General features: G+C 71.0%; 21 protein-coding genes and 5 tRNA genes. 21 read left to right on the top strand and 5 right to left on the bottom strand.

Annotation, left to right across the window (positions count from 1 at the left end):
* The first annotated feature begins 71 nt into the window (after positions 1-71).
* From OG906_RS11105 to OG906_RS11080, 6 genes are all read left to right on the top strand, one after another.
* Positions 72-800, top strand: a complete 729-nt coding sequence (locus tag OG906_RS11105) for an HAD family hydrolase (protein WP_329442163.1) — start codon at positions 72-74, stop codon at positions 798-800.
* 86 nt (positions 801-886) lie between these two features.
* Positions 887-958: transfer RNA gene (locus OG906_RS11100), tRNA-Gln, on the top strand.
* Positions 959-984: 26 nt separating this feature from the next.
* Positions 985-1057: transfer RNA gene (locus OG906_RS11095), tRNA-Glu, on the top strand.
* Positions 1058-1118: 61 nt separating this feature from the next.
* Positions 1119-1191 (top strand) — tRNA-Glu (locus OG906_RS11090).
* A gap of 24 nt (positions 1192-1215) precedes the next feature.
* Positions 1216-1287, top strand: a tRNA-Gln gene (locus OG906_RS11085).
* 22 nt (positions 1288-1309) lie between these two features.
* Positions 1310-1382 (top strand) — tRNA-Glu (locus OG906_RS11080).
* A gap of 185 nt (positions 1383-1567) precedes the next feature.
* Here OG906_RS11080 and ndgR read toward each other — a convergent pair.
* Positions 1568-2284 carry an IclR family transcriptional regulator NdgR gene (gene ndgR / locus OG906_RS11075; protein ID WP_053675064.1) on the bottom strand — a complete coding sequence of 239 codons (717 nt, stop codon included), beginning with the start codon at positions 2282-2284 and terminating at the stop codon, positions 1568-1570.
* Positions 2285-2468: 184 nt separating this feature from the next.
* Between ndgR and leuC the strand changes: the two genes are divergently transcribed.
* The 4 genes from leuC to OG906_RS11055 all read left to right on the top strand — a co-directional run bounded on the left by leuC (position 2469) and on the right by OG906_RS11055 (position 5686).
* Positions 2469-3893, top strand: a complete 1425-nt coding sequence (gene leuC, locus OG906_RS11070; protein ID WP_329442160.1) for a 3-isopropylmalate dehydratase large subunit — start codon at positions 2469-2471, stop codon at positions 3891-3893.
* A gap of 3 nt (positions 3894-3896) precedes the next feature.
* On the top strand, positions 3897-4490 hold the full coding sequence (gene leuD, locus OG906_RS11065; RefSeq protein ID WP_267800194.1) for a 3-isopropylmalate dehydratase small subunit: 594 nt from the start codon (positions 3897-3899) through the stop codon (positions 4488-4490).
* 137 nt (positions 4491-4627) lie between these two features.
* Positions 4628-4855 (top strand): hypothetical protein, encoded by a 228-nt coding sequence (locus OG906_RS11060; protein WP_267800193.1) that lies wholly within the window; start codon positions 4628-4630, stop codon positions 4853-4855.
* A gap of 144 nt (positions 4856-4999) precedes the next feature.
* Positions 5000-5686 carry an HU family DNA-binding protein gene (locus OG906_RS11055; RefSeq protein ID WP_329442158.1) on the top strand — a complete coding sequence of 229 codons (687 nt, stop codon included), beginning with the start codon at positions 5000-5002 and terminating at the stop codon, positions 5684-5686.
* Between the two features lie 115 nt (positions 5687-5801).
* Here OG906_RS11055 and cofC read toward each other — a convergent pair whose 3' ends face one another.
* A complete protein-coding gene (cofC, locus tag OG906_RS11050) occupies positions 5802-6659 on the bottom strand; it encodes a 2-phospho-L-lactate guanylyltransferase (protein ID WP_392898605.1) in 858 nt (285 codons plus the stop codon).
* 190 nt (positions 6660-6849) lie between these two features.
* On the opposite strand from cofC, the gene OG906_RS11045 reads away from it, so the two are divergent.
* The 3 genes from OG906_RS11045 to OG906_RS11035 are packed head-to-tail and all read left to right on the top strand — an operon-like array spanning position 6850 to position 9806.
* Entirely contained in the window at positions 6850-7602 is a 753-nt protein-coding gene (locus OG906_RS11045) for a lysophospholipid acyltransferase family protein (protein ID WP_267800191.1), read from the top strand.
* Positions 7599-8609: an NAD(P)H-dependent glycerol-3-phosphate dehydrogenase gene (locus OG906_RS11040; protein ID WP_329442156.1), complete on the top strand. Its 1011-nt coding sequence runs from the start codon at positions 7599-7601 to the stop codon at positions 8607-8609. Before OG906_RS11045 ends, OG906_RS11040 begins: the two co-directional genes overlap by 4 nt.
* A 39-nt stretch (positions 8610-8648) precedes the next feature.
* A complete protein-coding gene (locus tag OG906_RS11035) occupies positions 8649-9806 on the top strand; it encodes a D-alanine--D-alanine ligase family protein (protein WP_267827221.1) in 1158 nt (385 codons plus the stop codon).
* A gap of 115 nt (positions 9807-9921) precedes the next feature.
* Here OG906_RS11035 and OG906_RS11030 read toward each other — a convergent pair whose 3' ends face one another.
* Positions 9922-10422 carry a DUF3515 domain-containing protein gene (locus tag OG906_RS11030; protein ID WP_267800188.1) on the bottom strand — a complete coding sequence of 167 codons (501 nt, stop codon included), beginning with the start codon at positions 10420-10422 and terminating at the stop codon, positions 9922-9924.
* 23 nt (positions 10423-10445) lie between these two features.
* Positions 10446-10679: an Lrp/AsnC family transcriptional regulator gene (locus OG906_RS11025; protein WP_030011290.1), complete on the bottom strand. Its 234-nt coding sequence runs from the start codon at positions 10677-10679 to the stop codon at positions 10446-10448.
* Between the two features lie 245 nt (positions 10680-10924).
* Here OG906_RS11025 and OG906_RS11020 point away from each other — a divergent pair, with 245 nt between their 5' ends.
* The gene (locus tag OG906_RS11020) at positions 10925-11908 is read left to right on the top strand and encodes a thiamine-phosphate kinase (RefSeq protein ID WP_267827223.1); all 984 of its coding nucleotides are present in this window, start codon (positions 10925-10927) and stop codon (positions 11906-11908) included.
* Positions 11905-12705: a bifunctional hydroxymethylpyrimidine kinase/phosphomethylpyrimidine kinase gene (gene thiD, locus OG906_RS11015; protein ID WP_329442152.1), complete on the top strand. Its 801-nt coding sequence runs from the start codon at positions 11905-11907 to the stop codon at positions 12703-12705. The genes OG906_RS11020 and thiD overlap by 4 nt, the downstream gene beginning before the upstream one ends.
* 137 nt (positions 12706-12842) lie before the next feature.
* Here thiD and rpmB read toward each other — a convergent pair whose 3' ends face one another.
* A complete protein-coding gene (gene rpmB / locus OG906_RS11010; RefSeq protein ID WP_007266795.1) occupies positions 12843-13028 on the bottom strand; it encodes a 50S ribosomal protein L28 in 186 nt (61 codons plus the stop codon).
* Between the two features lie 241 nt (positions 13029-13269).
* Here rpmB and OG906_RS11005 point away from each other — a divergent pair, with 241 nt between their 5' ends.
* The 6 genes from OG906_RS11005 (at position 13270) to OG906_RS10980 (ending at position 20322) form a co-directional block, all read left to right on the top strand.
* Complete coding sequence (locus OG906_RS11005; RefSeq protein ID WP_329442150.1) at positions 13270-14934, top strand: DAK2 domain-containing protein; 1665 nt, start codon at positions 13270-13272, stop codon at positions 14932-14934.
* 37 nt (positions 14935-14971) lie between these two features.
* Positions 14972-17182 carry an ATP-dependent DNA helicase RecG gene (recG, locus tag OG906_RS11000; RefSeq protein ID WP_267827224.1) on the top strand — a complete coding sequence of 737 codons (2211 nt, stop codon included), beginning with the start codon at positions 14972-14974 and terminating at the stop codon, positions 17180-17182.
* Between the two features lie 61 nt (positions 17183-17243).
* Positions 17244-17822, top strand: coding sequence for a 16S rRNA (guanine(966)-N(2))-methyltransferase RsmD (gene rsmD / locus OG906_RS10995; protein WP_329442148.1), 579 nt, complete (start codon positions 17244-17246; stop codon positions 17820-17822).
* A 29-nt stretch (positions 17823-17851) separates the two neighbouring features.
* Entirely contained in the window at positions 17852-18331 is a 480-nt protein-coding gene (coaD, locus tag OG906_RS10990) for a pantetheine-phosphate adenylyltransferase (protein ID WP_329447991.1), read from the top strand.
* A gap of 103 nt (positions 18332-18434) precedes the next feature.
* Positions 18435-19535 carry a DivIVA domain-containing protein gene (locus tag OG906_RS10985; protein WP_329442146.1) on the top strand — a complete coding sequence of 367 codons (1101 nt, stop codon included), beginning with the start codon at positions 18435-18437 and terminating at the stop codon, positions 19533-19535.
* A 76-nt stretch (positions 19536-19611) separates the two neighbouring features.
* Positions 19612-20322 (top strand): YceD family protein, encoded by a 711-nt coding sequence (locus OG906_RS10980; RefSeq protein ID WP_267800181.1) that lies wholly within the window; start codon positions 19612-19614, stop codon positions 20320-20322.

Here is a 20322-nt window from a genome sequence, read left to right as displayed (position 1 = left end):
CCGTACGTCCCCCGGGGGCGGCAGCCGAAAAGGCTGCCGCCCCCGGGGCGTTTCGGCGTAGCCTCGGCCGTATGCCGATCAGTGCTGTGCTGTGGGACATCGACGACACCCTCTTCGACTACACGGGCGCGGACACGGCCGGCCTCGCGGCACACCTCGCCGACGAGGGACTGGAGGCGCGGTACGGGTCGCCGGCCGAGGCGCTCGCGCTGTGGCGCCGGCTCACCGAACGGCACTGGGACCGCTTCGCCGCGGGCCGGGTGACCTTCCGGGAGCAGCGCCGGGACCGGGTGCGGGACTTCCTGGAGCTGCCCGGCCTGAGCGGCCCCGAGGCGGACGAGTGGTTCGACCGGTACGTCGCCCACTACCAGGCCGCCTGGACCCTGTTCCCCGACGCGGTGCCCGCGCTGGACGCCCTCGCCGCCGGCTACCGGCACGGCGTGCTCTCCAACTCCTCGCTCGCCAACCAGGACCCCAAGCTGCGCCGGCTCGGCCTGCGCGAACGCTTCGAGGTGCTGGTCTGCGCCGCCGAACTGGGCGTCAGCAAGCCGGCCGCGGAGGCCTTCCTGAGGGCCTGCGAGGCGCTCGGACTGCCGCCGGGCGAGGTCGTGTACGTGGGGGACCAGCTCGAGATCGACGCCCGCGGCGCCCGTGACGCGGGCCTCACGGCGGTGTGGCTCGACCGCCGCGGCGACGCGGGCCCGGGGCCCGAGGGCGTACACAGGATCGACGGACTCGGGCGGCTGCCCGCGCTGCTGGCCGCGGATACCCGTTTTGGAGCACGGTCAGGCATCCGGTAATGTTCTTTCTGCGCCGCCCGAGCGGGCCGAAAGGCCGGGACGGGGGCGCTAACCAAACGAAAGCGCCGCAAGGGCTTGAGTTTTGGTGGGCTATAGTGTAATTGGCAACACGAGGGTTTCTGGTTCCCTTATTCTAGGTTCGAGTCCTGGTAGCCCAGCGCAGTGCAGAAGTAACGCAGTGCTTGCCCCCGTTGTGTAGCGGCCTAGCACGCCGCCCTCTCAAGGCGGTAGCGCCGGTTCGAATCCGGTCGGGGGTACAGATCCTTCCCGCGAGATCTCCAGGGTCGCACCCGGATGTTTTGATGCAGGATCGCTAGGGCCCCCGTTGTGTAGCGGCCTAGCACGCCGCCCTCTCAAGGCGGTAGCGCCGGTTCGAATCCGGTCGGGGGTACTGTGTCTAGTTGGTCTAGACCTTTGGGCTATAGTGTAATTGGCAACACGAGAGTTTCTGGTTCTCTTATTCTAGGTTCGAGTCCTGGTAGCCCAGCGCAGCACCGCAGTAACAGCTAGCCCCCGTTGTGTAGCGGCCTAGCACGCCGCCCTCTCAAGGCGGTAGCGCCGGTTCGAATCCGGTCGGGGGTACGCATCGAAGAGGCCCTCCGCGTTCATCGCGGAGGGCCTCTTTCGTATGTCCGTCGTCGGGTGCGACGGTCGCGGAACCGCCGCGCCGGCGCCTCGTGAGTGCGGGCCCGGAGGCGCGTGTACAGGACGTGTGCGGCGTCGTACGCGCCCCCGGGCCCGGGGGAGTGGGGAGTGCGGAAAGAGGGTCAGCCGGTTCGGCGCAGGGCCTCGGACAGGCGGGCGGCCGCGTCGATGACGGCCTGGGCGTGCATCCGCCCCGGGTGCCGGGTCAGGCGCTCGATCGGCCCGGAGACCGACACCGACGCGACCACCCGGTTCGAGGGTCCGCGCACCGGCGCCGAGACGGAGGCCACACCGGGCTCCCGCTCGCCGATCGACTGCGCCCAGCCGCGGCGCCGTACGCCCGAGAGCGCCGTCGCCGTGAAACGCGCGCCCTGGAGCCCGCGGTGGAGCCGCTCGGGCTCCTCCCAGGCCATCAGGATCTGCGCCGCCGAACCTGCCTTCATCGGGAGCGTGGAGCCCACCGGGACGGTGTCCCGCAGGCCCGACAGCCGCTCGGCCGCCGCCACACAGATGCGCATGTCGCCCTGACGCCGGTAGAGCTGCGCGCTCTCCCCGGTCACGTCACGGAGGTGGGTGAGCACCGGTCCGGCCGTCGCGAGCAGGCGGTCCTCGCCGGCCGCGGCGGCAAGCTCTGCCAACCGCGGACCGAGGATGAAACGTCCCTGCATGTCCCTTGCCACCATCCGGTGGTGTTCCAGTGCCACGGCAAGGCGATGTGCCGTGGGTCGTGCGAGCCCTGTCGCCGCGACCAGCCCGGCGAGGGTGGCCGGACCGGACTCCAGTGCGCTCAGTACCAGAGCTGCCTTGTCGAGAACGCCGACGCCGCTAGAGTTGTCCATGAAACGATATTCGCGTCTCACACTGTGAAACGCAAGTTCAATTTTTCCAAGAACCAGCGAGTCTGTATGTGCGGGTCCACGAACCACTGGGTCCGAGCCTCGGTCCGGCGCGTGGGGTACGGACGATCAGGCGCACCGGATCTCTAATAAGCGCCGGCACAACCGGCCGGCCGGAGGGAAAGCGATGGGTAGGACACTCGCGGAGAAGGTCTGGGACGACCATGTCGTCCGGCGCGCGGAGGGCGAGCCCGATCTGCTCTTCATCGATCTCCACCTCCTGCACGAGGTGACCAGCCCGCAGGCGTTCGAAGGCCTGCGGCAGGCCGGGCGCACGGTTCGCCGCCTCGACCTCACCATCGCGACCGAGGACCACAACACCCCCACCATCGACATCGACAAGCCGATCGCGGACCCGGTCTCTCGGGCCCAGCTGGAGACGCTGCGCAAGAACTGCGCCGAGTTCGGGGTGCGCCTGCACTCGCTGGGCGACGTCGAGCAGGGCGTCGTCCACGTCGTGGGACCGCAGCTGGGCCTGACCCAGCCGGGCACCACCGTGGTCTGCGGCGACTCGCACACCTCCACCCACGGCGCCTTCGGCGCGCTGGCCTTCGGCATCGGCACCAGCCAGGTCGAGCACGTCCTCGCCACCCAGACGCTGCCGCTGGCCCGCCCGAAGACGATGGCCATCACCGTCACCGGCGCGCTGGCCGAGGGCGTCACCGCGAAGGACCTGATCCTGGCGATCATCGCCCGGATCGGCACCGGCGGCGGCCAGGGCTACATCCTGGAATACCGCGGCGAGGCCATCGAGAAGCTCTCGATGGAAGCCCGGATGACCATCTGCAACATGTCGATCGAGGCCGGCGCCCGCGCGGGAATGATCGCCCCGGACCGCACCACCTTCGACTACCTGGAGGGCCGCGACCACGCGCCCCGCGGCGAGGAGTGGGACGCGGCCGTCGCGTACTGGCAGACCCTGCGCACCGACGACGACGCGGTCTTCGACGCGGAGGTCGTCATCGACGGCACCACGCTGTCCCCGTTCGTCACCTGGGGCACCAACCCGGGCCAGGGCGCGCCGCTGTCCGCGAACGTCCCCGACCCTGCTTCGTACGAGGACGCTTCGGAGCGGAACGCCGCCGAAAAGGCCCTGGAATACATGGGGTTGACCGCCGGACAGCCGCTGCGCGACATCAACGTCGACACCGTCTTCGTAGGTTCCTGCACCAACGGCCGCATCGAGGACCTGCGGGCCGTCGCCGGCATCATCGAGGGCCGCAAAGTCGCCGAGGGTGTACGGATGCTGGTCGTCCCGGGCTCGGTCCGGGTCGCCCTCCAGGCCGTGGAGGAGGGCCTGGACAAGGTCTTCAAGGAGGCCGGCGCCGAATGGCGGCACGCGGGCTGCTCGATGTGTCTGGGCATGAACCCCGACCAACTGGCGCCCGGTGAGCGCTCCGCGTCCACGTCCAACCGCAACTTCGAGGGCCGGCAGGGCAAGGGCGGGCGCACCCACCTGGTCTCCCCGCAGGTGGCCGCGGCCACCGCCGTGCTGGGCCATCTGGCCTCGCCCGCCGACCTGTCCGCCGCCGACGCGACCGCCGGAGTCTGAACCATGGAAGCCTTCACCACCCACACCGGCCGGGCCGTCCCGCTGCGCCGCAGCAACGTCGACACCGACCAGATCATCCCGGCCCACTGGCTGAAGAAGATCACCCGCGACGGGTTCGAGGACGGGCTCTTCGAGGCCTGGCGCAAGGACCCGGAGTTCGTCACGAACCGCCCGGAGCGCGCCGGCGCGACCGTTCTGGTCGCCGGCCCCGACTTCGGCACCGGTTCCTCGCGCGAGCACGCCGTCTGGGCCCTGCAGAACTTCGGCTTCAAGACGGTCATCTCCTCCCGCTTCGCCGACATCTTCCGCGGCAACTCGCTGAAGAACGGCCTGCTGACCGTGGTGCTGCCGCAGGAGACCGTCGAGCGGCTCTGGAAACTCACCGAGGCCGACCCCGACGCCGAGATCACGGTCGACCTGGTCGACCGCCAGGTCCGAGCGGAAGGCGTCGAGGCGGAGTTCGAACTCGACGACAACGCCCGCTGGCGTCTGCTGGAGGGGCTGGACGACATCTCGCTCACCCTTCAGAACGAAGCCGACATCGCGACCTACGAGAGCACCCGGCCGGGCCACAAGCCCCGCACGATTCGGGTCTGATTCCAGCCTGATCAGCGCTTATTCGCCTTCGGGCGACCACATGGACCACACTGTGCCCCTCGCCCTCCGGCGGGGGGCACAGCCGTGTGTTGAGGCCCCGTGAGGCGACAACTCGCCCCAGATGGCACAATCTGTGCATGGAACGCGACAGTCAACTTGAGCTCTACGAACTGGTCGCGGACCGATTGAAAGAAGCACACACAAGGGTGCGCACACTGCAAGTCCCGGAGGGCGTAAGGATGGCGCTGTCCCGGAAGCTGTTGGTCGTCACGGCCGCGTCGAAGCACGATCTGGCCGATGCGGCAAGGCGCCTGGACAGGTTGATGAAGGACCTCGACGAGGGTCGATTCCCTGAAGGCGACTGATGCGAAGGAACTCCGTAACGGCCTACAACGTTGCGGCACTAGGGTGATTAGCCCGTTTCGTGTTTGATTTGCGGTATATATCCGCCTAACGTGCGAAATAAGCTTGAACACATTCGTTCTGGCGAAGTCTCCGAAGGGGAAGACGTGAACAAGGCGCAGCTCGTAGAAGCGATTGCCGACAAGCTGGGCGGCCGTCAGCAGGCCGCGGACGCTGTCGACGCGGTACTGGACGCGATGGTCCGCGCCGTGGTCGCGGGCGACCGGGTCTCGGTCACGGGCTTCGGCTCGTTCGAGAAGGTCGACCGCCCCGCCCGTTACGCCCGCAACCCGCAGACGGGTGAGCGCGTCCGGGTCAAGAAGACCTCGGTTCCCCGATTCCGAGCCGGCCAGGGCTTCAAGGACCTGGTCAGCGGCACCAAGAAGCTCCCCAAGGGCGACGAGGTGGCCGTGAAGAAGGCCCCCAAGGGCAGCCTGTCCGGCGGCGCTTCCGCCACGGTCAAGAAGGCCGCGGCCAAGAGGGCGACCACCGCCAAGAAGGCCGCCGCGAAGACCACGGTCGCGAAGAAGGCGACCGCGAAGAAGACCACGGCCAAGAAGGCCACGGCGACCGTCAAGAAGACCGCCGCGAAGTCCGCCGTCGCGAAGAAGGCCACGGCGACCAAGAAGGCGACCACGGTCAAGAAGGCCACCCCGGCGGCCAAGAAGACCACCGCCACCGCCAAGAAGACCGCTCCGGCGGCCAAGAAGGCCACCGCGAAGACGACCGCGCCCGCCAAGAAGACGGCGACGCGCAAGGCCACCGCGAAGAAGACGACCGCCCGCAAGAAGTAGGGGCGCGAGTCGCACACGTCGGGCCGGCTTCCCCCGCGGGGGGAGGCCGGCCCGCGGTGCTGTCCGGAGGGCAAGACCCCGTCCGGGACGGGTGCGGAAGCGAACGGGGCGGACCTCAGAAGGTCTGGAGCGTGATCAGGGTGATCCGCAGGGTCCCGCCCTCGCCGTCCGTCTCGATGCGCACCCGCTGCCCGGGGCGCAGCAGCCGCAGGCCGCCCGCGTCGAAGGCCGGGGCCTCGAAGGACACCGGGGTGCCGTCGTCCAGCAGCACGCTGCCACTGCGGGTCTGGGAGTCGTACGTGTACGCGGTCGCCTGCATACCGGCACTGTATCGGGCGGTGTGACGCCCCACACCGAGCGCGAGGGCCGTCCGCAGATCCGCCGCGGTGTCCACGTCCCGGCGCACGCTGTCGACGTCCGCCAGGGCGATTTCCACCGCCCCCGAAGCGCAATGGCGGGCCCGTGACGGGCCGCCGAACGAGGGTGCCAATTCCACGTCCGGAGCAGCCGAAAGCAACGTCGTCCCGATTCTCGCCGCATCCGCCAGAAATGCTCGGGGGAATTTCGAGGCGTCGTCGAGCACGCGTAGCAATTCGGGCGGTCGCAAGGCGGGCAGATCGGCGTTCATCGCGGCCACCGCCGCCCGGGGCCGCCGCAGGCGCACGGCCCGCTCCCCGTGGGCCAGGGCGGCGTTCAAGCCGGCGCCCGGGGCGTCCGGCACGATGCGCGCGCCGAGCCTGGCCAGTTCCCGACCCGCCGCGGAGTCGTCCGTGACGACCACCACATCCACGACGGCCGCGCAGGCCAGCGCCCCCGCCACGGTGTCCTGCGCGAAGGCCAGCGCGAGCCCCGGGCGAGAGCCCCCGACGGCCGCCGCGAGACGGCTCTTGGCCAGTGCCAGCGGCTTCAGCGGGACGACCAGACTCCAGACGGCGTTCGTGGCGGCCCCCTTCCCTCCGGTGCGCTCCCGCACGCGCTCAAGCCATCGTCAGGTCATGGCCAGGTCATCAGTCGGCCCATTGTCACCTCCACCCGGGCAGAGGGGAGGCCGGGCGGTGTGAGCGGGGCGTACGGTGTTCTCGACAGAGACCGGGCCTGGGGCCACACTTGTCCGGCCGACGAGGTGCCCAAGCCGCGCACCGGTCCTAGAGGAAGGTGTTCGAGTGTCCCGCCGCAGAATCGGTTTCTGGTACCGCCTGGCGGCGGTCATCGCGAAACCGCCGCTGGTAGTGCTCTTCAAGCGGGACTGGCGGGGAATGGAGCACATTCCGGCCGACGGGGGATTTATCACCGCCGTCAATCACAACTCGTATCTGGACCCGCTCTCGTACGCGCACTTCCAGTACAACACCGGCCGGGTGCCCCGATTGCTCGCGAAGGCCGGCCTCTTCAAGGTGCCTTTTGTCGGCATGATCCTCCGTGGCTCCGGTCAGATCCCCGTGTACCGGGAGACCACCAACGCCCTCGACGCATTCAGGGCGGCCGTCGCGGCCATCGAGAGCGGTGAATGCGTGGCCTTTTACCCGGAAGGCACCCTCACCCGCGATCCCGACATGTGGCCGATGGCCGGCAAGACCGGCGCCGCCCGCGTGGCACTGATCACCAAGGCCCCGGTCATTCCGGTGGCCCAATGGGGCGCGAATCTCGCGATGCCGCCCTACGCGAAGACGGACAAGCTCCGGCTGTTCCCGCGCAAGACCCTCCAGGTGCTCGCCGGACCGCCCGTCGACCTCTCCGCCTTCCACGGCCGGGAACCCACCCCGGACGTGCTCAAGGAGGTCACCGAGGTCATCATGGCGGCCATCACCGAGCTGCTGGAGGAGTTGCGGGGCGAAAGCGCGCCCGCGCAGCCGTACGACCACCGCCAAGCCAGGGCGCAGCAGCGGCGCAACGCCGCGGGGGAGGGCAAGAAGTGACAGGTCCCGTGAAGGCAACCGTGTTCGGAACCGGCTCCTGGGGCACGGCGTTCGCCGTCGTGCTCGCCGACGCCGGCTGCGAGGTGACGATGTGGGGCCGCCGCCAGGAGCTGGTGGACGCCGTCAACAACGACCGGACCAACCCGGACTACTTCCCCGGCGTCGAACTCCCCGCCAACATCCGGGCCACCACCGACCCGGCCGAGGCGGCCCGCGGCGCCGACTTCACCGTCCTCGCCGTCCCCTCCCAGACCCTGCGCGGCAACCTCGCCGAGTGGGCGCCCCTGCTGGCGCCCGACACCGTGCTCGTATCCCTGATGAAGGGCATCGAACTCGGCACCGCCAAGCGGATGAGCGAGGTCATCGAGGAGGTGGCCAAGGTCCCCGCCGAGCGCGTCGCCGTGGTCACCGGCCCCAACCTGGCCCGCGAGATCGTCGCCCGCCAGCCCGCCGCCTCCGTGGTGGCCTGTGTGGACGACGCCGTGGCCCGGCGCCTCCAGGCCGCCTGCCACACCCCGTACTTCCGCCCGTACACGAGCACCGACGTCATCGGCTGCGAACTCGGCGGCGCCGTCAAGAACGTCATCGGCCTCGCCGTCGGCATCGCGGACGGCATGGGCCTCGGCGACAACACCAAGGGCTCGCTCATCACCCGCGGCCTCGCCGAAGCCACCCGCCTGGGCCTCGCGATGGGCGCCGACCCGCTCACCTTCTCCGGTCTCGCGGGGCTCGGCGACCTCGTCGCCACCTGCTCCTCGCCGCTCTCCCGCAACCACACCTTCGGCATCAACCTGGGCCGCGGGATGACCCTGGAGGAGACCATCGCGGTCACCCGACAGACCGCGGAAGGGGTCAAGTCCTGCCAGTCCGTGGCGGATCTGGCACGCCGGTACGGAGTGGACATGCCGATCACCGACACGGTGGTCGACATCGTGCACCACGGGAAGCCCACGCTGGTCGCCCTCAAGGAACTCATGGGGCGCAGCGCCAAACCGGAACGGCGCTGACTCCATTCCGGACGTCTGAGCGGGTACTCTCGTGGCGATATGAGCAGCGAGAACCTCCCCCAGACCCCTGAGCAGCAGGGCCGCAAGCCCCGCGTGGCCGTCGTGTTCGGCGGCCGCAGCTCGGAACACGCCATCTCGGTCGTCACGGCGGGCGCCGTGCTGCGGTCCATCGACCGGTCCAAGTACGAGGTGCTGCCCATCGGCATCACCACCGACGGCCGGTGGGCGCTGACCGCCGACGAGCCCTCCCGCATGGCCATCGCCGAGCGGGTGCTCCCGAGCGTCGAGGACCTGGCCGACTCCGAGGACGGCAGCGTCGTCCTGTCCGTCGACCCGGCCAACCGCGAGGTCGTCTACACCGAGCCGGGCGCCGTTCCCAAGGCCCTCGGCGAGGTCGACGTCGTCTTCCCCGTGCTGCACGGCCCGTACGGCGAGGACGGCACCCTCCAGGGCCTGCTGGAACTCTCCGGCATCCCCTACGTCGGCTCCGGCGTCCTCGCCTCGGCCGTCGGCCAGGACAAGGACTACATGAAGCGGGTGTTCACGTCCTTCGGCCTGAACGTCGGCCCGTACGTGACCGTCCGCCCGCGCGAGTGGGAGGCCGACCGGTCCGCCGCCACCGCCAAGGTCCTGGACTTCGCCGCCGAACACGGCTGGCCGCTGTTCGTGAAGCCCGCCCGCGCGGGCTCCTCCATCGGCATCACCAAGGTGGACGACGCGTCCGGCCTGGACGCCGCGATCGAAGAGGCCCGCCGCCACGACCCGAAGATCATCGTGGAGGCGCTGCTGCGCGGCCGCGAGATCGAGTGCGGGGTCCTGGAGTTCGAGGACGGGCCGCGCGCGAGCGTCCCCGCCGAGATCCCGCCGGTCTCCAGCCACGACTTCTACGACTTCGAGGCGAAGTACATCGACTCCGCCTCCGGGATCGTCCCCGCCCCGCTCACCGCGGAGCAGACCGCCGAGGTGCGCCGGCTCGCCGTCGAGGCCTTCGACGCCGCGTCCTGCGAGGGCCTGGTGCGCGCCGACTTCTTCCTCACGGAGGACGGCACCTTCGTCATCAACGAGATCAACACCATGCCGGGCTTCACCCCGATCTCCATGTACCCGCGCATGTGGCAGGAGTCCGGCATCGAGTACCCGGAGCTGGTGGACCGCCTGATCCAGGCCGCGCTGCGCCGCTCCACCGGGCTGCGCTAGACGACCCGGCGCCGGCCCGACCGCACGCACACGACGACCGCCCGCCGGGATCCCGGCGGGCGGTCATCATGAGTGGGGGAGACCGCACGGCGCGGCCCCCGTCGGGTCGGACGACTCAGTACGAGGAGATGCCCACGGGCACGGTCTTGGCGATGGCCGCGGAGAGATCGACCAGCATCCCCGCATCCGTGGCATGCTCCTTGTCGACCCGGACCTCCGTGTACGCCAGCCGCGCCCCGGTGGTGAACCGGAAACCGCCGCCCTCGTCGGCGGGAAGCTTCTCCAGCAACCAGCCGACTCCGTTGACCTCGACGCCGTCCTGCTTCGGATCCGACATCTTGGGCGGCTTGGGGATACCGCACCGCAGTACGATCGCCGAGCCGCCCCACGCGGCGGTCAGATCCGACTCGGGTCGGGTGGTGGTCCGCGCCAGGCCGGCCACCTTCTCCGGGAGCTCCTCGTGCAGTGCCGCACAGAGCCCCGCGACGTCGGCGGGCGGCGTGGGCGGCGGATCCACCCGGGCCTCGGCATCGCCCGAGGAACAGCCGGCGAGAGCCAGCAGGACCGCGCAGGCGGGAAGGGCCAGTAGACGGAGGGGCCGGCGGTGGAGGGACATCACCGGCCAAGAGTAGACGGGGGCTACAGATGGACCACCGGGCAGGTCAAGGTGCGGGTGATCCCCTCCACCTGCTGGACCTTGGCGACCACCATGCGGCCGAGATCGTCGACGGTGTCCGCCTGGGCGCGCACGATCACGTCGTACGGGCCCGTCACGTCCTCGGCCTGGATCACCCCCGGGATCTGGCCGATGGACTCGGCGACGAACGACGCCTTGCCCACCTCGGTCTGAATGAGGATGTACGCCTGTACCACGGAACCTCCAGGGCGGCCACGAGGATCATTTCCCCTAACCTTCGGGTGGGCCCGGGGACATCGGGTGGGCCCGAGCAAGAAGGGACGCCACGGTACCGCGTCGCCGAGCGTCACGGGGAGACCCGCGAGCCCGGCTCCACGCACGGCGAGGCGCACGGAGAGCAGAAGTTGACGTATCTGTTGACGGTACCCAGAGCTGTGACGGCTCGCGACCGCAAGCGGACTGGGCAAGAAGGGGCACAGCGATGAAGGGCACTGTGGGCGAGCTGGGGGAGTTCGGGCTCATTCGAGAGCTCACCTCACGGCTCACCACCACCCCGGCGGTCCGGCTCGGACCCGGCGACGACGCCGCGGTGGTGTCGGCCCCCGACCGGCGGGTCGTGGCGAGCACGGACATCCTGCTGGAAGGCCGGCACTTCCGGCGCGACTGGTCCACGGCCTACGACGTCGGCCGCAAGGCCGCCGCGCAGAACCTCGCCGACATCGCGGCGATGGGCGCGGTGCCGACCGCACTGCTCCTCGGCCTCGTCGTCCCGGCCGAACTGCCGGTCACCTGGCCCACCGAGCTGATGGACGGCATCCGCGACGAATGCCAGGTCGCGGGCGCGGCCGTGGTCGGCGGCGACGTCGTACGGGGCGACACCATCACCGTCGCCATCACCGCCCTCGGGGACCTGCGCAACCACGAGCCCGTGCTGCGCTCCGGCGCCCAGCCCGGCGACGTGGTGGCCGTCACCGGCTGGCTGGGCTGGTCCGCGGCCGGCTTCGCGGTCCTCTCGCGCGGCTTCCGCTCCCCGCGGGCCTTCGTCGAGGCGCACCGACGCCCGGAACCGCCGTACCACGCGGGCCCCGCCGCCGCCGGACTCGGTGCCACCGCCATGACCGACGTCAGCGACGGCCTCGTCGCGGACCTCGGGCACATCGCCGAGGCCAGCAAGGTACGGATCGACCTGCGCTCGGCGGCCGTCGACATCCCCAGCCAGATGCACGACATCGGCCAGGCCGTCGGCGTGGACCCGCTCCAGTGGGTCCTGACCGGGGGAGAGGACCACGCCATCGTGGCCACCTTCCCGCCCGACGTGAAACTGCCCGCCCGCTGGAAGGTCATCGGAGAGGTCCAGAACCGCTCCGCGGCCCCCCAGGTGACCGTGGACGGCGCGCCCTGGACCAGCACCGGCGGCTGGGACCACTTCGGCGCCGACCCGACCGCCGAGGAGCCCGCGCGATGAACCGTCCGCCGCTGTGCCTGACCGTCGCCGGATCGGACTCCGGCGGCGGCGCGGGCATCCAGGCCGACCTCAAGACGATGCTGGCACTCGGCGTGCACGGGATGAGCGTGCTGACCGCCGTGACGGCCCAGAACTCGCTCGGCGTCCACGGGGTCTGGGAACTGCCGGCGGAGGCCGTGACGGCCCAGTACCGGGCCGTGGTGGACGACATCGGCGTCCAGGCCGTCAAGACCGGGATGCTGTCCTCCGCGTCGCTGGTGGAGACCGTGGCCGAACTGCTGGCCGGCACCCCGGCCCCGGCGGTCGTGGACCCCGTCGGCGTCTCCAAGCACGGGGACGCGCTGCTCGCCGGCTCGGCGCTGGACGCCGTACGCGAGGAACTCCTGCCGCGGGCCACCGTGGCCACCCCGAACCTCGACGAGGTGACCCGACTCACCGGCCTGGTGGTGGAGACGGAGGACGACATGCGGCGGGCGGCCGACGCGATCCTCGCTCACGGCCCCCGGTGGGCGCTGATCAAGGGCGGACACCTGCGGGACCACGGCGACCAGGCCGTGGACCTGCTCACCGACGGATCCGACGAGCGGTGGCTGCGCGCACCCCGGCACGACAACCGGCACACCCACGGCACGGGCTGCACCCTCGCGAGCGCGATCGCGGCGGGCCTCGCCAAGGGACTCGACGTCCCCGACGCCGTCACCACGGCCAAGGACTACGTCACCGGGGCCATTGCCGCCGGCTTCGCGCTCGGCGGCGGCATCGGCCCCGTGGACCACGCCTGGCGTTGGCGGGCCTGAACGCGCGGAGAGCTCCCGGGAACCCTCTACGGGTTCCCGGGAGCTCTCCGCGCTCGCTCAGGCAAGGCAAAAGGCCGGCCCACCAGGTGGACCGGCCTTCTTGGCAACCGGAAAGGGCTGCGCTACGACGTGAGGCGTCAGCGCGAGACCTTGCCGGCCTTGATGCACGAGGTGCAGGCGTTGAGGCGCTTCGGCGTCCCATTGACCACGGCACGGACGCGCTGGATGTTCGGGTTCCAGCGACGCGAGGTGCGGCGGTGCGAGTGGGAGATGTTGTTGCCGAAGCTCGGCCCCTTGGCGCAAACGTCGCAGTTGGCAGCCACAGGTCACTCCAAAGACTTCAGATGCACTTACAGTGAATCCGGCGCACCGGAATCAGAGATCCGAAGTGGTTTGCCGGGGGAATGGCCCGACTCTCATCGGGCAACCGGAGCAGCATACAACGTCTGTGCCGGTCCAAGAAAACTACCATGGCGGCCGCCGACCACGCCCCGCGGTCCCGAGGCGCCGGCCACCCTTGGTTACCCTGCGGTGAACCCCGGCCCGCACAAGGAGGAACGCCCGGTGCCTTACGAGCCTCAGCCGCACACCCTCGACGCCGAAGCGGTGCGCACCTGGAGCTCGCTCGCCCTGACCGCCCTGGGCCGGGCCCGCGAGGACATCGACGCGATCAACGTCTACCCCGTGGCCGACGCGGACACCGGCACCAACCTCTACCTGACCGCCGAATCGGCCGCCCGCGAGCTGGCCGCCGCCTTCGCCTCGGCCTCCGGCGACGTGACCGACGCCACGCCCGCTCCCGACCCCCTGTCCCTGGCCGAGGCCGTGCGGGCCTACGCGTACGGCGCCCTGACAGGCGCCCGGGGCAACTCCGGGACGATCCTCGCCCAACTGCTCCGCGGCGTCGCCGACGTGCTCGGCGCCGAACCCGAGGGACGCGACCCCGGCCCGCTCCTGGCGCGGGCCCTCACCCGGGCCGCCGAGGAGGCCTACCAGGCCGTCGCGCACCCCGTCGAGGGGACCATGCTCACCGTCGCCGCGGCCGCGGCCAAGGCCGGCCACGCCGCCGAGGCCACCGCCGGCAACGCCGCCGACGTGGCACGCGCCGCCTACGACGGAGCCCGCGCGGCCCTCGCCGAGACCCCGGGGCAGCTCGCCGCGCTGGGCCGGGCCGGGGTGGTCGACGCCGGGGGCTGCGGACTGGTCGCCGTGCTCGGCGCCCTGTGGCAGGCGCTGTCCGGCCGGGAACCCGCCGCCGAACCGATCCGCGGCCGGGCCGTGCCCGTACCCCGGTCGCCGGAGCCGTGCGCCGAGGAGCACGGTGGGCCCGCGTACGAGGTGATCTACCTGCTGGAGGCCGTTGAGCCGGCCGTCGGGGAACTGCGCGCCCGACTCGACGGGCTCGGCGACTCCCTCGTGGTGGTCGGCGGCGACGGACTCTGGAACGTCCACGTCCACGTCGACGACCCGGGCGCCGCCGTCGAGGCCGGCGTCGTCGCCGGACGCCCCTACCGCATCCGGATCACCCACTTCGGCGACGAACGACGCCGGGCCGGCGTCCCGCGCGCCCAGCGGGCCGCGGTCGCCGTCGTACCCGGCGAGGGACTGGCCGGACTGTGCGGGGAGGCGGGCGCGACCACCGTCCTCGCCCGCCCCGACGCCCCCCCGGCCCCCGCCGACCTGGTCGACGCCATCCGCCGGGCCCACGCCCGCGAGGTGGTGCTGCTGCCCAACGACTCCGAGTGGCGGGCGGCCGCCTCGGCCGCGGCGGAACAGGCCCGCGCCGACGGCGTGCGGGTCGCCGTGATCCCCACCCGCTCGGCGGTCCAAGGCCTGGCCGCACTCGCCGTGCACGACCCCGACGCCAGCTTCGACGAGGACGTCGTCGCCATGACCGCGGCGGCCGGAGCCACCCGCTACGGCGAACTCGCCGTCGCGGAACGACAGTCCTTCACCTCCGCCGGCATCTGCCAGGCCGGGGACGTGCTCGGGCTCATCGACGGCGACGTCGCCGTCATCGGCCCCGGCCTCCCGGAGACCGCCGAGGCCGTCCTGGACCGCATGCTCGGCTCCGGCGGCGAACTCGTCACCCTGGTGCTCGGGGAGGACGTCCCGGACGCCCTCGCCGCCCGCCTGGAGGCCTACGTACAACACGGCCACCTGGCCGTCGACACGGTCACCTACCGGGGCGGGCGCTACTCGGCGCCGCTCCTCATCGGGGTCGAATAAGGGTCGAAGGACGGGCTTGTCGGCGCCATGGTGTGCAATGGAACACGTGCCCGCGCTCGACGAAGACCTCAAGAAGACCCTCGGCCCCGCCACCGCCAAGGTGCTGGCCGAGCACCTCGGCCTGCACACGGCCCTGGACCTGCTGCACCACTACCCCCGGCGGTACGCCGAGCGCGGCGAGCTGACTTCCCTCGCCGACCTCGCCGACCAGCTCGACGAGCACGTCACGGTCGTCGCGCAGGTCGCCGACGCGCGCCTGCTGACCTACCAGGGCGGCCGGGGTGGCGGGAAGCGCCTCGAAGTCACCATCACGGACGGCAGCGGCCGGCTCCAGCTGGTCTTCTTCGGGTCCGGCGTCCACAAGCCGCACAAGGACCTGCTGCCCGGCAGCCGCGCGATGTTCGCGGGCAAGGTCTCCCGGTTCAACCACAAACTCCAGCTCGCCCACCCCGCCTACGAGCCCCTCGGCAGGGACGCGGACGACACCGGCGGCGCGGACGCCGCGGCCGCCTTCGCCGGCCGGCTCATCCCGATCTACCCGGCCTGCAAACAAATGGAGTCCTGGAAGATCGCCAAATGCGTGGACGCGGTGCTGCCCGGCGTCCGCGAGGCCGTCGACCCGCTCCCGGCCACCCTGCGCGAGGGCCGCGGCCTGGTCCCGCTCACCGAGGCCCTGCTGAAGGTCCACCGCCCCACCACCAAGGCCGACGTGGAGGACGCCCGCCAACGACTCAAGTGGGACGAGGCGTTCGTCCTCCAGGTTGCCCTCGCCCGCCGCCGGCACGCCGACTCCCAACTCCCGGCCGTCCCGCGCCGGCCCCGCCCGGGGGGACTCCTCGACGCCTTCGACGCGAAGCTGCCCTTCACCCTCACCGAGGGCCAGCGGACCGTCTCCAAAGAGATCTTCGACGACCTCGCCACCGACCACCCCATGCACCGCCTGCTCCAGGGCGAGGTCGGCAGCGGCAAGACGATGGTGGCGCTGCGGGCCATGCTCGCCGTCGTCGACGCGGGCGGACAGGCCGCGATGCTCGCGCCCACCGAGGTGCTCGCCCAACAGCACCACCGCTCCATCACCGAGATGATGGGCGAACTCGCCGAGGGCGGCCTGCTGGGCGGATCCGACCAGGGCACCAAGGTCACGCTGCTCACCGGCTCGATGGGGGTGCCGGCCAGGCGCCGGGCCCTGCTGGACCTGGTGACCGGCGAGGCCGGGATCGTCATCGGCACCCACGCCCTGATCGAGGACAAGGTGCAGTTCCACGACCTCGGCCTGGTCGTGGTCGACGAACAACACCGCTTCGGCGTCGAACAGCGCGACGCGCTGCGCTCGAAGGGCAAACAGCCCCCGCACCTGCTGGTGATGACCGCGACCCCGATCCCCCGCACGGTCGCCATGACGGTCTTCGGCGACCTGGAGACCTCCGTACTGGACCAGCTGCCCGCCGGCCGCTCTCCCATCGCCACCCACGTGGTGCCCGCCAAGGACAAGCCGCACTTCCTCGCGCGCGCCTGGGAACGAGTGCGGGAGGAGGTCGAGAACGGCCACCAGGCCTACGTCGTCTGTCCGCGCATCGGCGACGGCGAGGACGAGCCCAAGAAGAAGAAGGCCGCCGAGGAGGACGGCGACAAGCGACCCCCGCTGGCCGTACTGGAGATCGCCGACCAGCTCGCCCGGGGCCCGCTCGCCGGGCTGAGCGTCGAGGTGCTCCACGGACGGATGGACCCCGCGGACAAGGACGCCGTCATGCGCCGCTTCGCCGCCGGCGAGGTCAAGGTGCTGGTCGCCACCACCGTCATCGAGGTCGGGGTGAACGTCCCCAACTCCACGGTCATGGTGATCATGGACGCGGACCGGTTCGGGGTCTCCCAACTCCACCAGCTGCGCGGCCGCGTCGGCCGCGGCTCGGCGCCTGGGCTGTGCCTGCTGGTCAGCGAGATGCACGAGGCGAGCCCCGCCCGCGCCCGCCTCGCCGCCGTCGCCGCCACCCTCGACGGCTTCGAGCTCTCCCGGATCGACCTGGAACAGCGGCGCGAGGGCGACGTGCTGGGGCAGGCCCAGTCCGGGGTCCGCTCCTCGCTGCGCATGCTCGCCGTCATCGAGGACGAGGAGGTCATCGCCCAGGCCCGGGAGGAGGCCACCCGCGTGGTCGCCGAGGACCCCGAGCTGGAGCACCTGCCCGGCCTGCGGACCGCCCTGGACGCCCTGCTGGACACCGAGCGCGAGCAGTACCTGGAGAAGGGCTGAGGACGACGACCTATCGTTGAACCGCTGAACGTTTCTCCGTCTCCCCACCGAAGGACCCCAGATGACCCGCGTGATCGCCGGCAGCGCCGGCGGGCGACGGCTGGCCGTGCCGCCCGGCACCGGCACCCGCCCGACCTCGGACCGGATGCGCGAAGGGCTCTTCTCCACCTGGGAGTCCCTGCACGGCGTCGAGGGCGCCCGCGTGCTCGACCTCTACGCGGGCTCCGGCGCGGTGGGGCTGGAGGCCCTCTCCCGCGGCGCCGAACGGGCCCTGCTGGTCGAGCCCGACGCGAAGGCCGCCAAGGCGATCAAGGACAACATCACCTCGGTGGGCCTGCCCGGAGCCGAATTCCGCGCGGGCAGGGCCGAACAGATCGTGGCGGTCCCCTTCCACGGGGAGCCGTACGACATCGTCTTCCTGGACCCGCCGTACGTCGTGGAGCACGAGGAACTCCGGGAGATCCTCCTCACACTCCGGTCCAATGGCTGGCTCACGGAGGACGCACTGGTCACCGTGGAGCGCAGCACCAGGAGCGGCGCCTTCCCGTGGCCCGACGGCTTCGAATCGCTCCGGTCACGCAAGTACGGCGAAGGGACCCTCTGGTACGGTCGCGCCGCCTTCACCAGCGAAAACTCATGATGCCCGCACCGGGGAGCGAGGGAATTCAGTTGCGCCGCGCCGTCTGTCCGGGGTCGTTCGACCCCATCACCAACGGACACCTCGACATCATCGGCCGGGCCTCCCGGCTCTACGACGTGGTCCACGTCGCCGTGATGATCAACCAGTCCAAGCAGGGGTTGTTCACCGTCGAGGAGCGGATCGAGCTGATCCGGGAGGCGACGGCCGACTACGGGAACGTGGAGGTCGAGTCCTTCCACGGACTGCTGGTCGACTTCTGCAAGCAGCGGGACATCCCGGCCATCGTCAAGGGCCTGCGCGCCGTCAGCGACTTCGACTACGAGCTGCAGATGGCCCAGATGAACATGGGACTGTCGGGCGTCGAAACGCTGTTCGTGCCGACCAACCCCACCTACAGCTTCCTGTCGTCCTCCCTGGTCAAGGAAGTCGCCACGTGGGGCGGCGACGTCGCCCACCTGCTGCCGGCGCACGTGCACGCGGCCCTGCTGGATCGACTGCGCGACCGCTGACGGGTCGTTGTCACCCCGGTCCGCCCCGGGCCCGTACCCCGGGGCCTTACAGTCGTCGGGTCCGACTCGGGAACCGCCCGAGGCCGAGAGAGTGCGAGCCCCCATGGACGTGCAGAAGAAGCTCGACGAGATCGTCGCGGCCGTCGGCGGCGCCCGGTCCATGCCCATGTCCTCCTCGTGCGTGATCAATCGCGCGGAGCTGCTCGCGCAGCTCGAAGAGGTGCGCGAGGCACTGCCCGGATCGCTCGCACAGGCCCGGGAGCTCATCGGCGGCCGGGAGCAGATGGTCGAGGAGGCCCGCCGGGAGGCGGACCGGATCATCGAGTCGGCGCACGCCCAACGCGGCTCCCTCATCTCCGACACGGAGGTCGCGCGCCGCTCGCAGGCCGAGGCGGACCGGATCCTCGCGGACGCCCGCCGGGAGGCCGAGGAGATCCGGGCCGAGGCGGACGACTACGTCGACAGCAAGCTCGCCAACTTCGAGGTCGTGCTCAGCAAGACCATCGGCTCGGTGGACCGCGGCCGGGAGAAGCTGCTGGGCCGCGGTCCGGGCCCGGGCGGCAACGGGTACGAGGACCCCGCGGACCACGACGCCCCCGAGCCCAGCCCGGATCCGCAGACCCGCCGCGAGCAGGCCGACGCGTACGTGGACACCAAGCTGGCGACCTTCGAGGCGGTGCTGTCCAAGACCCTGGAGGCGGTGGGACGCGGCCGCCAGAAGCTGCTCGGGCGCGCACCCGTGGACGACCTCGGCGCGCACATGGCGGCCCAGGACGCGGCGGGCCACCAGCAGGGCCGCTCGTCGAGCGACGCCGACTTCCTGGCCGGCCTGGCCGAGCCGACGGCCCCGGTGATCCCCGCCCAGGTCCAGGCGCCGGCGCCGCAGGAGCCCGTGTACGACGGCTACTCCTACCAGCAGCCCGCGGCCCACCAGCAGGACGCGTACGCCGCGTACCAGGATCCGTACGGCTACCAGCAGCAGCCCGACCCCTACGCCGGCTCGTACCAGCAGCAGCCGGACCCGTACGGGGCCTACCAGCAGCAGGTCCCGCAACACCAGGACCAGCAGCACCAGCAGCACCAGGGCGGGCACCACCACGAACAGCAGGTTCCCCCGCAGCCCGCGCTCGACGAGACCAGCTTCTTCGACACGAGCATGATCGACCTGAACCAGCTGCGGCAGTACGAGCAGGGACGCCAGTGAGGCTCGGGGCCGGATTGGGCTCAGAGCGAAGCGGCGGGTATCCTGGCTCTTCGGTCGCGCGTATGCACCGCGATCCATGCTGCCCGTGAGCGGCAGAAACTTTGATCTTCAGCGATCTGTGAAAGCAGGAACGGCCCTGAATACCCGCCTCGACCACCACAACCCCCTCGTGTTCGACACGCACGAGCTGGGTCGGCGTCCTGGTGCCATGCAGCGGCTGTCCCGTGAGATCGCGGCACCGGCGGACCTCGGTCTCGCCGGCGTCATCGGGGTACCGGAAGGCGCCCCGCTGAAGCTCACCCTCCGCCTGGAGTCGGTCATGGAAGGGGTGCTTGTCACAGGCACCGCCCGTGCATCGGCCGTGGGGGAGTGCGTAAGGTGTCTGGAGTCTGTCGGGCGCGAGCTCAAGGCGGACTTCCAGGAGATGTTCTCGTACCCTGACGCCGACGACCGGAGCCGCTCCAAGGCGGAACCGGCCGACGACGCCGAGGACGACGAGGACACGCTCTTCCTCGAGGACGGCTTGTTCGACCTCGAACCCCTGCTGCGGGACGTGGTGGTGCTCGCACTGCCGCTGCAGCCGGTGTGCCGAGAAGACTGTCTCGGACTGTGCCCCGATTGCGGGCTCAGCCTGAACGACGACCCGGACCACCACCATGAGGCCGTCGACATCCGTTGGGCGGCCTTGCAGGAACTCGTCGTGACCGATCAGGACGACGAGAAGGACAACATGAGCGGCACTGCATCTGACGGAGTTCAGAGCGCCGCCGAGAAGCAGGAGAAGTAG

The organism is Streptomyces sp. NBC_01426, from assembly GCF_036231985.1.
Classification (GTDB): Bacteria; Actinomycetota; Actinomycetes; order Streptomycetales; family Streptomycetaceae; genus Streptomyces.
The sequence above is the reverse complement of the archived record's forward strand: the minus strand, read 5'-3'. Positions and strand labels throughout refer to the sequence as shown.

Coding starts and splice junctions, on each gene's coding strand:
- OG906_RS11105 (WP_329442163.1), top strand. CDS start 72: ATGCCGATCAGTGCTGTGCTGTGGGACATCGACGACACCCTCTTCGAC.
- ndgR (WP_053675064.1), bottom strand. CDS start 2,284: ATGGACAACTCTAGCGGCGTCGGCGTTCTCGACAAGGCAGCTCTGGTA.
- leuC (WP_329442160.1), top strand. CDS start 2,469: ATGGGTAGGACACTCGCGGAGAAGGTCTGGGACGACCATGTCGTCCGG.
- leuD (WP_267800194.1), top strand. CDS start 3,897: ATGGAAGCCTTCACCACCCACACCGGCCGGGCCGTCCCGCTGCGCCGC.
- OG906_RS11060 (WP_267800193.1), top strand. CDS start 4,628: ATGGAACGCGACAGTCAACTTGAGCTCTACGAACTGGTCGCGGACCGA.
- OG906_RS11035 (WP_267827221.1), top strand. CDS start 8,649: ATGAGCAGCGAGAACCTCCCCCAGACCCCTGAGCAGCAGGGCCGCAAG.
- OG906_RS11030 (WP_267800188.1), bottom strand. CDS start 10,422: ATGTCCCTCCACCGCCGGCCCCTCCGTCTACTGGCCCTTCCCGCCTGC.
- OG906_RS11020 (WP_267827223.1), top strand. CDS start 10,925: ATGAAGGGCACTGTGGGCGAGCTGGGGGAGTTCGGGCTCATTCGAGAG.
- thiD (WP_329442152.1), top strand. CDS start 11,905: ATGAACCGTCCGCCGCTGTGCCTGACCGTCGCCGGATCGGACTCCGGC.
- recG (WP_267827224.1), top strand. CDS start 14,972: ATGGAACACGTGCCCGCGCTCGACGAAGACCTCAAGAAGACCCTCGGC.
- rsmD (WP_329442148.1), top strand. CDS start 17,244: ATGACCCGCGTGATCGCCGGCAGCGCCGGCGGGCGACGGCTGGCCGTG.
- OG906_RS10985 (WP_329442146.1), top strand. CDS start 18,435: ATGGACGTGCAGAAGAAGCTCGACGAGATCGTCGCGGCCGTCGGCGGC.
- OG906_RS10980 (WP_267800181.1), top strand. CDS start 19,612: ATGCTGCCCGTGAGCGGCAGAAACTTTGATCTTCAGCGATCTGTGAAA.